The organism is Parvibaculum sp. (genome assembly GCF_030651915.1).
GTDB lineage: Bacteria > Pseudomonadota > Alphaproteobacteria > Parvibaculales > Parvibaculaceae > Parvibaculum.
In genome coordinates this window covers 414,024-426,646 of sequence record NZ_JAUSBV010000002.1, presented here as the reverse complement: position 1 = coordinate 426,646, position 12,623 = coordinate 414,024, and the positions used below count along the sequence as shown (strand labels likewise).

Genomic DNA, 12,623 nt, shown 5'->3' with positions numbered 1-12,623 from the left:
CATGACGCGGCGCGGCGAGCTGCTGGCACCGGGCCTGAGGGTCGGCCTACTCGGCGGCTCCTTCAATCCGGCGCATGAGGGCCATCTGCATGTCACGCGAATGTGCCTGCGCGCGCTTCATCTCGACCGTGTCTGGTGGCTGGTTTCGCCGCGAAATCCGCTGAAGTCCGAAACCGGCATGGCGCCCTATGCCGACCGCATCGCCTCGGCCGAGGCGATGGCGCAGGACCCGCGTATCTGCGTGTCGGACATCGAAGCCCGCCTCGGCACGCGCTACACCGTCGACACGCTGGCGGCGCTGGCGGAACGCCATCCCGACATTCGCTTCGTCTGGCTGATGGGCGCCGACAACATGATCGAATTGCCGCGCTGGCAGCGTTGGCGCGAAATCGTGGGCCTCGCGCCGATCGCCGTCTATCCAAGGCCGGGATACACACTGAAGGCGCGCCTGTCGCCCGCCGCAACGGCGCTCCGGGCCTACACGTTCGATGCCAGCGACGGCCATCTGCTGGCCGGCCGCGCGCCGCCGGCGCTGATCTTTCTCGAAGGGCCGGAAAACCGCCAATCGGCGACCGAAATCCGCCGTCATGGCGGCTGGCCGCGGCGGACGTGACGGGCCGTCGCAGAAGCTTGTAAATCCGGTCATTGAACTTGACGCCCGCGAACCCTATTGTCGGTAGGCCGGTGTCCGCCATCGGACGCGGGCCTTGTCGGAGTCACCAGAACAAGGAGCCTGTTCCTGACCAGTCAATCAACGGACCGCAAGGTCCAGCGTCAGCCCGCAAGGGCAAGTACCACAAAGCAAGGCGGCGTCGCAAAGCGCGCCGCATCGAGGAAGACCCCGAAAGCCGCCGAGGCGGCGGGGGCCGAAGCAGCCCGATCCGCCGCGCAAGCGGCTGCCGCCGAAAGATCGTCCGCCATGCTCGCGCTCGTCATCAAGAGCCTGGATGAGGACAAGGCAGAAGACATTGTTTCCATCGACCTCGCCGGAAAGACGCCCATTGCCGATCACATGGTGGTGGCGAGCGGCCGTTCGCAGCGCCATGTCGGCGCCGTGGCCGACCATCTCGTCCGCCGCCTTAAGGAAGCGGGCTTCGGAACCTCGCAGGTCGAGGGCATGAAACAGGGCGATTGGGTGCTCATCGACGGCGGCGACGTGCTGATCCACGTCTTCCGGCCGGAGGTGCGCGAGTTCTACAAGCTGGAGAAGATGTGGTCGGCCGATATCCCGGCGGACCAGCTGGCCGTCTGAGGCGACGCTCCCTCACGACCGCGCCAGGCGCTTCTCCCCGCGTTCGCAATTGACCGGCGCCGGGCCGGACGGGGAGTATATGCGCGTTCAAATCTGTGCCGTGGGCCGGCTGCGTGCCGGACCGGAAAAGCAACTCCTCGACGACTATCTGTCCCGCCTCGACGCGAGCGGCCGCGCCATCGGCATCGCAACCGCACCACTTGTCGAGGTGGAGGAAAAGCGCCGCCTTGGCGACGCCGCCCTGAAAGCGCGTGAAGGCGAATTGCTGCAGGCCGCCGCCGCCAAAGGCGCGTTGATCGTGGCGCTGGACGAACGCGGCCGCGCCGAACCGAGCGAAGCATTTGCAAAACGTCTGGGCGACTGGCGCGACGGCGGCACGAGCGATGTCGCCTTCCTGATTGGCGGCGCCGGCGGCCTCGCCCCGCAGATCCGCGACAGCGCCGCCCATATTCTCGCCTTCGGTCCCGCAACCTGGCCACATATGCTGGCGCGGGTGATGCTGGCGGAGCAGCTTTACCGTGCGGTAACGATACTTTCCGGTCACCCCTATCATCGCGCCTGACCGATGGCGGGCAAGTGGACACCCTGCAGCACATGCACTAATTTGACATTCCGCTCGCCGAGGGCGCAGCGATTCGACGCTCGATGGCGCGCGTATTTTCTGGATCAACATGGCTTCAATGACCGGCGTTCGACCCCTTGTTCTGGCTCTGCTGGACGGCTGGGGCGTCCGGGCGGAGCGCGAGGCAAACGCCATCGCGCTGGCACGGACGCCGATATACGACCGGCTTGCCGCAACCGCGCCGCGCACATTTCTGGCGGCGGCGGGCGGCGCGATCGGCATTGCGCCCGGCGGCGCGGCCTATCCGCAAGCCGCCTATGCAACGCTGGGCGCGGGCCGTGCCTTCGAACAATCGGCAACCGCCATCGCGCGCCGGTTGCATGGCAATGGCGCGGCAAGCCTCGCCACCCATCCGACGCTGCAAAAGCTGATCGCTCGCGTCAGGCCGCTGGGCGGCGCCGTGCACCTGATCGGCATGGTGACGCCATCGGGCATTGCCGGACAGCAACGTCATATGGCGGTGCTGGCGGCGCTGTTGAGCCATGAGGGCGTCAAGGTCTGCATCCATGCGGTCATGGACGGCCAGGACACAAGGCCGCAAAGCGGCATCGAACATCTGGCCGAATTTCTCGACGACATCGCCGGTGCCCAAAATGCGGCGCTCGCCAGCATCATGGGCCGCGCCTACGGCTTCGACGAAAATGCCGATCCGGCGGCGCTCGCCGAGGCTTGGCACGCGCTGGCCGAGGCGACCGGCCCGGTGGCCGAATATCCGACCGCCTATCTCGATCAATGCTATCGCAAGGGTCTCAGCGACGACCGCATACCGCCGGCGCTTGCCCCCGGCTATCGCGGGTTCCGGCAGGACGACGCATTGTTGCTGGTCAACCTGCAGCCGAACGACGCGCAGCTGTTGATGAACGCGCTTGTCGATCCGGTCGGAACGGGATTGACACAACGGGCGCCGGCGTTTTGCGGCACCTGTTCGCTCGTCAGCATGGGCGCGCCCCCCGGCGACAGCGTCGAAGCGCTTTATCAAAGCGCCACCTTCGGCGCCAGCTTCAGCGAAACCCTGTCGCGCGGCGGGCAGACGCAGCTGGTGCTGACGGAAACCGCGGTCGAGAGCAATTTCTGGAACTTCGCACGCGGCGGCCATCCGGAACTCTTTCCGGGCGAGACCGTGCTCGTCGCCGAAACGCCGGCGCGCATCGACAAGCGTCCCGAGCTTGCATCGGCGACGTTGACGGCCGAAGTGCTTGCCGCGCTCAAGGCGCGCGACCGCGACGTCATTGTGGTCGAGTTCGCCAATGCCGCCATGCTGGGGCGCACCGGCAATATGCGCGCGACCATCGCCGCCATCGAGGCGGTCGACAAATGTCTCGGAAAGATCGCCGCACAGATTGAAAAACGCGGCGGCGTTCTGGCGCTTTGCGGTACCTATGGCAAAGCCGAATTGATGATCGATCCGGAAACCGGCGGCCCCTGGCGCGCAACGACGACGTCCGACGTACCCTTCGTGCTGGCCGGCGGACCGCGCGGCCTGACAATGGACAGCGGCACCCTTGCCGATGTCGCCCCGACGCTGCTGCAGCTTCTCGGGCTGCGCGCGCCGCCCGGGATGACCGGTCGTTCGCTGCTCGCGGCGAGCGAAGCGCAGAGCCGGATCAGTGCCTGATTTCCTGCACATCCGGCCGAAGGTGCTGCTGCTGGCGGCGGCACTGGGCGCAAGCGGACTTCATGGCGCGCAGGCCGAGATCGCTGAACCCGGCGAACTCGACTCCCTGCAACGGCAGATCGAATCGAGCCTCGAGAAAAGGAAAGCGCTCGAGGCGCAATCCGAGGCCGCCCGCCGGGAAGCAGACGAGATACGTCGCGCGCTGATCGAAACGGCGGCGCGCGTGCAAACGCGGGAAGCCGACGTTTCGGCCTCGGAGGACCGTTTGCAGGAATTGCGCACCGCCGAGGCGATGGTCACCGTTCAACTCGAACGCCGCCGCGCCGCAATGGCCGAACTGCTCGCCGCACTGACAAGCCTTGACCGGCAGCCGCCGCCGGCGCTGGCCGTGCGCCCCGACGACGCGCTGGCCTCCGCCAGAAGTGCCATGCTGCTCGGCGCCGCCGTCCCCGAACTTCAGGCCGAAGCCGCCGAACTGCGCCTGCGCCTCGATGAGCTGGCGCGGCTGCGGCGCGACATCATGGCCGAACGCGAAACGCTCGGCGAGACGAAGGTCCTGCTCGATGGCGAAAGGACAACGCTTGAGGCCCTGCTGCAGCGCAAGCTCGAACAACAGGCAAAGCTGAGCGAAGCGGTGGAAAGCGAACAGGCCCGCGCCGAGCGCCTGTCGCGGCAGGCGACCGACCTGACCGACCTCATTGCACGCCTGGAAGCCGGTGCGGCCGAAAGACTGCCGATGCACCGGCCCGAGCCGCGACCCCAGATGCAAGCGGCGGCAAAACCGCCGGCAGCGCCCTCAAGCGCCGAGCCGGCAGATGCCCGCATGGCCGTGCTGCGGCCGCCCGCCGGACCGCCGGCCATGCCCTCCTCGCGGCTGTTTTCGGACGCCAAGGGGCTGATCCGCCCGCCGGTGGCCGGCAGGATCGTCCAGCACTTCGGCGCACCGGACGGGATCGGCGGCACCAATCAGGGGCTGATCATCGAAACGCGCCCGGATGCACACATTATTGCCCCTTTTGACGGTAGAATCTCTTATGCGGGCCCGTTTCGCCGCTACGGGCAACTCTTGATCATATCGGTCGGCGAAGGGTACCATGTGCTGCTGGCGGGCATGACGAGGATCGACGGTGCGGTGGGCCAAAGCATTCTAGCCGGCGAGCCCGTCGGCACGATGGGTTCATCGCCGTCCAGCGACGATCCGGCCGCACGAAATGACGAAACGGGACGCAACGGGACAGCACGCCGCGGCCCCGCGCTCTATATTGAAATCCGGAAAGACGGCAGCCCGATCGATCCCCGACCCTGGCTGACGATGAGTGACAAGAAGGCAAGTGGGTAAATGAACAAGTCTGTTTTCGCCGGTTTCACCGTCGGCCTGTGCCTGTCCGTCGGCGCCTTGCTGGCCTTCCAGCCCGGCGCGCTGAATTCGGCGGCCTATGCCAATGATCAGAACACCTATCGCCAGTTGAACCTGTTCGGCGACGTTTTCGAGCGCGTGCGCGCCGACTATGTCGAACCGACAGACGACTCCAAACTGGTCGAGTCGGCCATCAACGGCATGCTGACCTCGCTCGATCCGCATTCGAGCTATCTGACGCCCAAGAGCTTCCGCGACATGCAGGTGCAGACGCGCGGCGAATTCGGCGGCCTCGGCATCGAGGTGACGATGGAAAACGGCGTCGTCAAGGTGGTCACACCGATCGACGACACCCCGGCCAGCCGCGCCGGCATGCGCCCCAATGATTACATCACCCATATCGACGGCACGCAGATCCTCGGCATGACGCTGAGCGACGCAGTCGACAAGATGCGCGGGCCGTCCAACTCGTCGGTGACGCTGACGGTCGTCCGCCAGGGCCGTGACGAGCCTTTCGACGTGAAGCTGACGCGCGCCATCATCACCATCAAGTCGGTGCGCTTCAATCGCGAGGGCGACATCGGCTATATCCGCATCACATCGTTCAACGAACAGACGTCCGACCTGCTCGGCAAGGCGATTGCCGATCTGACGAAAGAGATCGGTCAGGCGCGCCTGAAGGGCTACATCATCGACATGCGCAACAATCCGGGCGGCTTGCTCGATCAGGCAATCTCGGTCAGCGACGACTTCATGGATGGCGGCGAGATCGTTTCGACGCGCGGCCGCCATGCCGAAGACACGCAACGCTACAACGCGCGCTCCGGCGACATCACGCGCGGAAAGCCGATCATCGTGCTCGTCAATGGCGGTTCGGCCAGCGCCTCCGAAATCGTGGCGGGCGCCCTTCAGGATCATCGCCGCGCGACGGTTCTGGGAACGCGCTCCTTCGGCAAGGGTTCGGTGCAGACAATCATTCCGCTCGGCTCCGACGGCGCCTTGCGCCTGACGACGGCGCGTTACTACACGCCGGCCGGCCGCTCGATTCAGGCCAAGGGCATCGAGCCGGACATCATCGTCCTCCAGACCGATCCCGACGACGAGACGAAGAAGAAAGCCAGCACGATCGGCGAGTCGGCCCTGCCCGGCCATCTGGCGGCCGAAGAAGGCGACGAGCAAGGCGGCTCCGACAGCTTCGTGCCCAAGGACAAGGCCGAGGACCGGCAACTTCTCTACGCCATCGATCTGATGAACGGTGTTCGCAAAGACGCTGCCTTTATCGGCGGCACGACATCGAGCGCCATGGCCAACTGAGAATGGGTTGTCCGAAACGCCCCGTCGCAGCCGGAGACGAATTGCAAGCATGGGTGCGAAGATAGGGGCGAAGAGCGCTGGCCTGAGCGACGGGCAAGCGCAGAGCGAGCGGATCGGATTCGGCGCTCTGGCCGTGGCAACTCTTCTTGTCGCGCTTGTCTATGGCGGCACGCTTGTCTGGCTGTTTCTTGCCGACAATCGTCTGGCCGGCGAACCCGTGGTGCGCCTCGCGCTGGCGGTCGAGGAAACGGTCGAGACGCCGGTCGCAGATGAGACCGACGTCAATGCGGACGACGACATTGCCGCGACCGTACCGGAAATATCCGACGAGCTGAGCGACGAAGAGCAGGCCCTGGTCGACGCGGCGCGGCGGCTCGAGGAGAGCACGATTGCCGAGGACGTCGCATCGCAGGTGCGCATCGTCGGTGCCGAAAGCGTCTCCGGCGGCGACACCTTGCGTGACACCGCGCCGCCGATCGTCTTGCCGCCGGTCCCCGATCCGGCGCTGGTTGAAAATTCCGCACAAGGACCGCTGCCGAAAATCGCACCGGATGGCCGCCGCCCCTACCAGGTCTATGCGCGGCCCGTGCCCGCCGGCACGCCGGCGACGCGGCGTGTCGCCATTGTCGTCAGCGGCATGGGGATCAGCGAAAGCGCGACGGCGCATGCCATCGAGACCTTGCCGCCCGAAGTGACACTGTCATTCGCGCCCTACGGCCCCAACCTCCAGGACTGGATATCGAAAGCGCGCGCCGCCGGCCATGAAGTGCTGCTCGAACTGCCGATGGAGCCGTTCGGTTATCCGCAGAACGATCCCGGTCCCTACACGCTTCTGACCAGTCTTTCGCCGGAAGAAAACCTGACGCGGCTTGAATGGCTGATGAGCCGCTTCACCGGTTATGCCGGCGTGATGAACTATCAGGGTGCCCGCTTCACGACATCGGTTGTCGCTGTCGAGGCGATGATCGGCACGCTGAAGGCGCGCGGGCTTTTCTATGTCGACAACGGCGCCTCGGCACGCAGCGTCGCGCCGCAGCTCGCGCGCGACGCCGGCATGCCCGTTGTGCTCGCGACGCGGATCATTGATCCGGTGCAGAACCCGCAAGTGATCGCAACCTCGCTCGACGTGCTGGAAGAGGTGGCAGCCGACGGTGTCGCGATCGGCGTCGCCTCGGGTTTCCCGGTGACGGTCGATGCCGTGGCGAAATGGGCGGCGACGCTCGGCGAAAGGAACTTCGTTCTGGTTCCCGTGACCGCCGTCGCGAACTGACGAAGGAAGAACAACCGCCATGCCGCGCCACAGCGACAACACCACGCCGGTCGATCCCGCAACGCTGCCCTATCGCCCCTGCGTCGGCATCATGCTGATCAATCGCGATGGCCTCGTCTGGGCCGGCAATCGAATGATGAGCGGCGGCGCGCACGAATTGACGGGCGCCGCGCTGACCTGGCAGATGCCACAGGGCGGCATCGACGACGGCGAAGAGCCGCGCGATGCGGCACTGCGCGAACTGAAAGAGGAAACCGGAACCGACAAGGCACGCATCATCGGCGAGACGAGGGACTGGCTCACTTACGATTTGCCGCCGCATCTCGCCGGCATCGCGCTGAGAGGAAAATATCGCGGGCAGAAGCAGAAATGGTTCGCGATGCGCTTTCTGGGGACGGACCGGGACATCGATATTGCCGCCGACGATCACCAGGAATTCAGCGAATGGGCCTGGGTACCGCTCGACGAATTGCTGGGCCTGATCGTGCCGTTCAAGCGCTCTGTCTACGAACAATTGATCGTCGAACTGGGTCCGCTGGCGGTACCGGGACAGTGAATTGGCGGCAAAAACACCCCCTCTGTCACTGAACTGTCACAAAACTGTCATAAATGGCCGCCGGCCCGGGGATAACCGGGTCCGGGAGCATGCTTTATCCCCGCCTGAAAAATAATTTATCCCCGTTTTCGCGCCGAACCCGGCACCCGGCCGCTGCCGGACGCGATCAACGCGCCCCCACCCACGCCGCGACAACCCGCTGGAGCGCCTCGGCGAGCGGCACGACGCGTGTCGCATAGGCGTGTTCCGCCTCGTCGCGGTGGACGTGGAGCGAAAGCGCCTGTTCCAGTTTTTCCTGCGCGGTCTGGAGCAGCAAAACGATCCGGTCGATTTTCGGTTGGACCGCGGCTGGCGCGCCGGCGCGGGCGGCGGCAACCTCGTTCAGCATTGTGGAAAGTTCAGCCGGGCGCGCGGCGGCGGGCGGCAGGGCTTCACGACCACTTGCATAGCGCGAAAGCGCGGCACGGAGACCGTCGAGATCGCCGCGCAGTTTCGCAAAGGGACCGATGGCGCCGGCATCCTCGGGCGACGAAACCGCCAGCATGACATCGAGCACCTCGACGCAGATTCGCTGGGCCTCGTCGAGCGCCGGGCGGACATCTTCGTTGAGGAGCTGCAATCCGGGATAGCGGCCGGCGGTGCCGATCAGCGCGGCGACAGCCTGCTGTTCCTCGACAAGGCCGTCGACCAGCCGCCTCATCTCGACAAGTTGAACCAGCATCAACCCGTCGGTCCACGACATGGACTGGATTTCGAGCGCGTTGGTCGCAGCCTGAAGGCGCGCCACCGCATCGCGCCACTCGGCACCGAACCCCGCGCCGCCGGTCAGCATATAGCCGCGAAGGGCAACAAGGCTGGTCTCGCGGGACGTGGAAAGAGCGGCGCGCACCGTCTCGAAATCGCCATCGGCCATCCGCGCGGCATCATGCCCGGCCGGCGCCGTCCAGATCGCCACGCCGCGCTCGCCGGAGGTCACAAGCGCGATCCCGCCGCCGAGTATGGAAAGAGAAACCGCAAGCCATGCCCACCACCAGTGCGGACGCGGCCACGCGAACAGGCGTTGGGGCGCATCGGAAACGTCGCCCGAAGGCGCGCGACTATCGACGGCACGCGCCGCCGCATGGCTTGCCGGGTGCGGCCGTTCCCGCACACCCGATTGAAGCCGGTATCGGGTGCGCCAGTGAAACTCCGCATCGCGGTTGACGACAAAGGGCATCTCATTCCTGCCGGCATCGCCCCCGGCGCGGTCAATCCATGGGGCCGGCGGCGCACCATCATCGCGTTGGGCGACGGGCGGCCGGAGAGACCCCGGGCGAGAGGCAGGCTTGTCGCCGGTCATTCCCGTTTGACGCCTCCCTCCCAGACGTCGCTGATGGCACGGAGCCTGTCGGCCAGCGGCATGATCCGTGTGCGAAAGGCATAATCCGCATAGTCCCAACGCCGGCTTGTCCGCAGGGCTGAAATTCGTTGCAGGTTTTCGTCGGATGACCCGATGAGGTAGGCGAGCCTGTCGAGCTTCGGCCTGATCGCGGCCGGAACATCCATACGGATGGCATGAAGCGTGTCGATCATGGCCGCAAGCCGCGCCGGACTGGCGGGATCCGGCATTGCCACATTGCCATCCGTGGCCGCATAGATCGCAAGCGCCGCTCTCATTGCCTGAAGATCGCCGCGCAAACGCGCCACGGGATCGATCGCCGCAGCATCTTCAGGCGTGGAACCGGCCAGCATGGCGCCCAGCACGTCGGCGCAGATCGCCTGCGCCTCGGCAAGCGCCGGTCCGACATCCTCGTTGAAAAGCTGACGTCCGGGAAAACGGGTGACGGTTCCGATCATCTCCGCCACCGCCTGCTGCTCGGCGACGAACTGTCCGACAAGCCGCTTCATCTCGACCAGCTGAACGAGATGCTGCCCATCGGTCCAGAAACCGGAATCGGTTTCAAGTCCTTCCGCCGCGGATTGCAACCTGGCGACGGCAACCTGCCATTCGGCCTTGAAGCCCGCCGCGCCGGTCAGAAGATAGCCCTGCAGCGCAATAAGGCTGACCTGCCGGGAAACGGCCGCTTCGACAAGAAGTCTCTCGAAGCCGGCCGCGCCGCGGTCTTCCGATGCTCGGACTTCACCAATGCGCGAAAGCGCATCGGGCGCGCGCACCGACAACTTGCTCCACTCCGCAGGATTTACCCCGACCAGAATGGCCACCGCCAGCCCGGCTGCAACAAGAGCAGCGGCAATCGACATCATCAGCAACCAACCGCCCCGGGAGAGCGGAACGCCGACGACATTCATCAATGCTATTTTCCGGAACGGCGAGCGATTGGCGCGGAAATCGGGCGATTGCCGCCTGCCAGCGGCATCCGGCGTCAACCCATTGCGAGAGCGCCGGACATTTTCCGTATCCTGAGTAACAACAAGCGGCACGAAAACCTCACCGATTTCGTCGCCCGGCCACCCATTTGTTCATATCTAGCGCTTAATATTGGGTCATGGGAAGTCCGAACTGTTTAAGTCGCCGCAAATTCACGTTTCACCTGTTCATCCGAATTCGCTGGCCACCACATGTTTTTTGTGGGCAGATGAAAAGGCGGCAAGCGTCCGGGTGCCAATCAACAGGCGACATGGACGGCGGGGACGGTCCGGCATCCGGAGGATGCCTTGTCCATGACACGCATATTGCTCGCTATCGTTTTTTTCTTCTTTGTTCTAAGCGAAGACACGCGGAGCGCGGCCTATCGCCTTTTCAGCATGGCCTATAGCGATGTCGTTGAAGAAACAATTCCGCGACCGCTTGAAAGACCCTCGTTTTCAGGCCCCGCTCATCTCATCGACTGTTTGCGCGGAACGGGGCATCCGGAAAGCCACGACACTTTCGCCGCCTTCTGCACCGACCTCTCAACCTTCGCGGCACCGCCGGCCGCTCCATCGCGCCTGGCGACCTTGCTCACAAGCGAGGATCTTTCGCTCGCACAGTCAGTTGATATCGCGGCGGAAGTCGTGACGCTTGTCGCGCAGGTCGAGGCCTCGGTCCGGCCCGGCTGCTTCGACAAGTCGGGTCGCGTCGCCAGCTGGGACGCCAACAGGATCTGGACAAAGGCTCCGCCAGGCGCTCTTTCCGAACCGAACGGCACGGCGAAACGCCACGCAACGAGCTATGTGGTGCCCGTGCCCTACGGATGCATGCTGCGCAGTCCCGCCGCAGGCCGCATCGTCTATGCCGCGCCCTTCCAAGGCTATCTCGGCGTCGTCATCATCGAGACCGAGACCGCCGAGCGGCTGACGCTGGCCGGGCTCGGAAATATTGCCGTGGCGCGCGGCGACAGCATCCAACATGACACCGAACTCGGCACAATGCCCGACATGGCAGCCCCCGCGCTGGAAGATGGCGTCGATACCGGCCAGGCCGCCCTTCTCTATTTTGCGGACAAGACAACCGGACCGCCCGGAACGTGAAGCGCGGCACCGCAGCCGGCAGACGCTTCACTCCTCCCAACCGGCTCCGATCGCCCGCATTTCCTCCGCCAACGGAAGAATTCGCGTCCGGAAGGCGTAGTCGGCATAGTCCCAGCGTCGCCCCGGCCCTTGCCGGCGCGGCACAAGACGGCGAAGCGGCACTTCTTTATGTCGAGGATGAAATGGAACGGCGCCCGGCCGGCTGAAACGGACGGCGCGGTTCAGACCGCCGCACGCGCCAGACGCCAGTTGCGGAAACGCCAGTAGCGCCAGGCCAGCGCGATCACCGCGCGCATCGGCCGGCCCTGCGGCCGGAGGCCGGCGGCCTTGCCGACCATCGAGATCAGCCGCTCGACATGCTGGCGGCGATAAAGGCCGAGCGCGCGCTTCTCATAGGCTTTCGCAAAACGCACACGCTCATAAGGCACGCTGCCATCGGCCGGCGTGTTGGCGGCGTAATAGGCGCAGGCCAGTTCGTCGTCATCGGCTTCCGAGATGCGGCCGAGCGCAACGCGGATACGCGCGAGGATCGAGGGCTTTGCCTCGTCGAGCGCATTGAAGCCGTCATAGAAAAGTTTGTAGTGGCGGAATTCGTCGGCGGCGATATTGGCCGCGATCTGTTTCAGTACCGGCTCGTCGGTCGCATCCTTGATGGCGGCGTAGTAAGACGAGGTGCCGCTCTCGACGACGCAGCGCGCGATCAGCTCGCCGCCGCGGCTGCCGCGCACCGACTGGATGGCGTCGACAGGGATCGAATAGCCGTCGCGAAAACGCTTGAAGGCTTCATCGAAATTGAAATCGGGATCGGCCAATTCGGCCCAGCGCGCCAGCGCCTGCCCGTGCTGCACTTCCTCCGCGCCCCATTTGTGGATCGTTTCCTTGATGTCGGGACGGTCGGAAAAGACGTTGCAGAGATAGGTCACGTAATCGGGCGCGTTGAATTCGACCATCGCGGCCGCCTTGACGGCGCGCAGGATCTCGGGATCGACCTTTGTCGGGTCGAAATCCTGCCAGGCGATGTCGTCGAGCGTCCAGTGACGGGTCATGCGTTCCTTTGCCCTTGAGGGCCCGTTCGGGCGGCCACGCGGCCGACCCTTGTGACACAAAAACTATATAATCAGGAGCATGACGCGGTGAAGACCCGCGAGGCCGATTGCCGCATGGGCGGAAAATGCGGGGCTTTGCAA

General features: G+C 65.2%; 13 protein-coding genes. 9 read left to right on the top strand and 4 right to left on the bottom strand.

From position 1 onward, the window contains the following. The first annotated feature begins 1 nt into the window (after nucleotide 1). A complete protein-coding gene (locus Q7V31_RS02545; RefSeq protein WP_304732245.1) occupies nucleotides 2–613 on the top strand; it encodes a nicotinate-nucleotide adenylyltransferase in 612 nt (203 codons plus the stop codon). A 161-nt stretch (nucleotides 614–774) separates the two neighbouring features. Here Q7V31_RS02545 and Q7V31_RS02540 read toward each other — a convergent pair whose 3' ends face one another. Then, nucleotides 775–921 (bottom strand): hypothetical protein, encoded by a 147-nt coding sequence (locus Q7V31_RS02540; RefSeq protein ID WP_304732244.1) that lies wholly within the window; start codon nucleotides 919–921, stop codon nucleotides 775–777. On the opposite strand from Q7V31_RS02540, the gene rsfS reads away from it, so the two are divergent. The 7 genes from rsfS (at nucleotide 920) to Q7V31_RS02505 (ending at nucleotide 7,986) form a co-directional block, all read left to right on the top strand. Next, entirely contained in the window at nucleotides 920–1,252 is a 333-nt protein-coding gene (gene rsfS / locus Q7V31_RS02535) for a ribosome silencing factor (protein ID WP_304732243.1), read from the top strand. The genes Q7V31_RS02540 and rsfS overlap by 2 nt on opposite strands. A 79-nt stretch (nucleotides 1,253–1,331) precedes the next feature. After that, complete coding sequence (gene rlmH, locus Q7V31_RS02530) at nucleotides 1,332–1,814, top strand: 23S rRNA (pseudouridine(1915)-N(3))-methyltransferase RlmH (protein WP_304732242.1); 483 nt, start codon at nucleotides 1,332–1,334, stop codon at nucleotides 1,812–1,814. Between the two features lie 109 nt (nucleotides 1,815–1,923). Next, nucleotides 1,924–3,489, top strand: coding sequence for a hypothetical protein (locus tag Q7V31_RS02525; protein ID WP_304732241.1), 1,566 nt, complete (start codon nucleotides 1,924–1,926; stop codon nucleotides 3,487–3,489). Then, entirely contained in the window at nucleotides 3,482–4,828 is a 1,347-nt protein-coding gene (locus Q7V31_RS02520; protein WP_304732240.1) for a murein hydrolase activator EnvC, read from the top strand. Before Q7V31_RS02525 ends, Q7V31_RS02520 begins: the two co-directional genes overlap by 8 nt. After that, a complete protein-coding gene (locus Q7V31_RS02515) occupies nucleotides 4,829–6,160 on the top strand; it encodes a S41 family peptidase (RefSeq protein WP_304732239.1) in 1,332 nt (443 codons plus the stop codon). A 49-nt stretch (nucleotides 6,161–6,209) separates the two neighbouring features. Further along, nucleotides 6,210–7,430 carry a divergent polysaccharide deacetylase family protein gene (locus tag Q7V31_RS02510; RefSeq protein ID WP_304732238.1) on the top strand — a complete coding sequence of 407 codons (1,221 nt, stop codon included), beginning with the start codon at nucleotides 6,210–6,212 and terminating at the stop codon, nucleotides 7,428–7,430. 19 nt (nucleotides 7,431–7,449) lie between these two features. Continuing rightward, entirely contained in the window at nucleotides 7,450–7,986 is a 537-nt protein-coding gene (locus tag Q7V31_RS02505) for an RNA pyrophosphohydrolase (RefSeq protein ID WP_304732237.1), read from the top strand. A 166-nt stretch (nucleotides 7,987–8,152) separates the two neighbouring features. On the opposite strand, the gene Q7V31_RS02500 is transcribed toward Q7V31_RS02505, so the two are convergent. Then, nucleotides 8,153–9,202, bottom strand: coding sequence for a hypothetical protein (locus Q7V31_RS02500; RefSeq protein ID WP_304732236.1), 1,050 nt, complete (start codon nucleotides 9,200–9,202; stop codon nucleotides 8,153–8,155). Nucleotides 9,203–9,321: 119 nt separating this feature from the next. Then, the gene (locus tag Q7V31_RS02495; protein ID WP_304732235.1) at nucleotides 9,322–10,275 is read right to left on the bottom strand and encodes a hypothetical protein; all 954 of its coding nucleotides are present in this window, start codon (nucleotides 10,273–10,275) and stop codon (nucleotides 9,322–9,324) included. Nucleotides 10,276–10,647: 372 nt separating this feature from the next. Between Q7V31_RS02495 and Q7V31_RS02490 the strand changes: the two genes are divergently transcribed. Continuing rightward, the gene (locus Q7V31_RS02490; RefSeq protein ID WP_304732234.1) at nucleotides 10,648–11,436 is read left to right on the top strand and encodes a hypothetical protein; all 789 of its coding nucleotides are present in this window, start codon (nucleotides 10,648–10,650) and stop codon (nucleotides 11,434–11,436) included. A gap of 221 nt (nucleotides 11,437–11,657) precedes the next feature. Here Q7V31_RS02490 and Q7V31_RS02485 read toward each other — a convergent pair whose 3' ends face one another. Further along, on the bottom strand, nucleotides 11,658–12,482 hold the full coding sequence (locus Q7V31_RS02485; RefSeq protein ID WP_304732233.1) for a ferritin-like domain-containing protein: 825 nt from the start codon (nucleotides 12,480–12,482) through the stop codon (nucleotides 11,658–11,660). Nucleotides 12,483–12,623 lie beyond the last annotated feature (141 nt).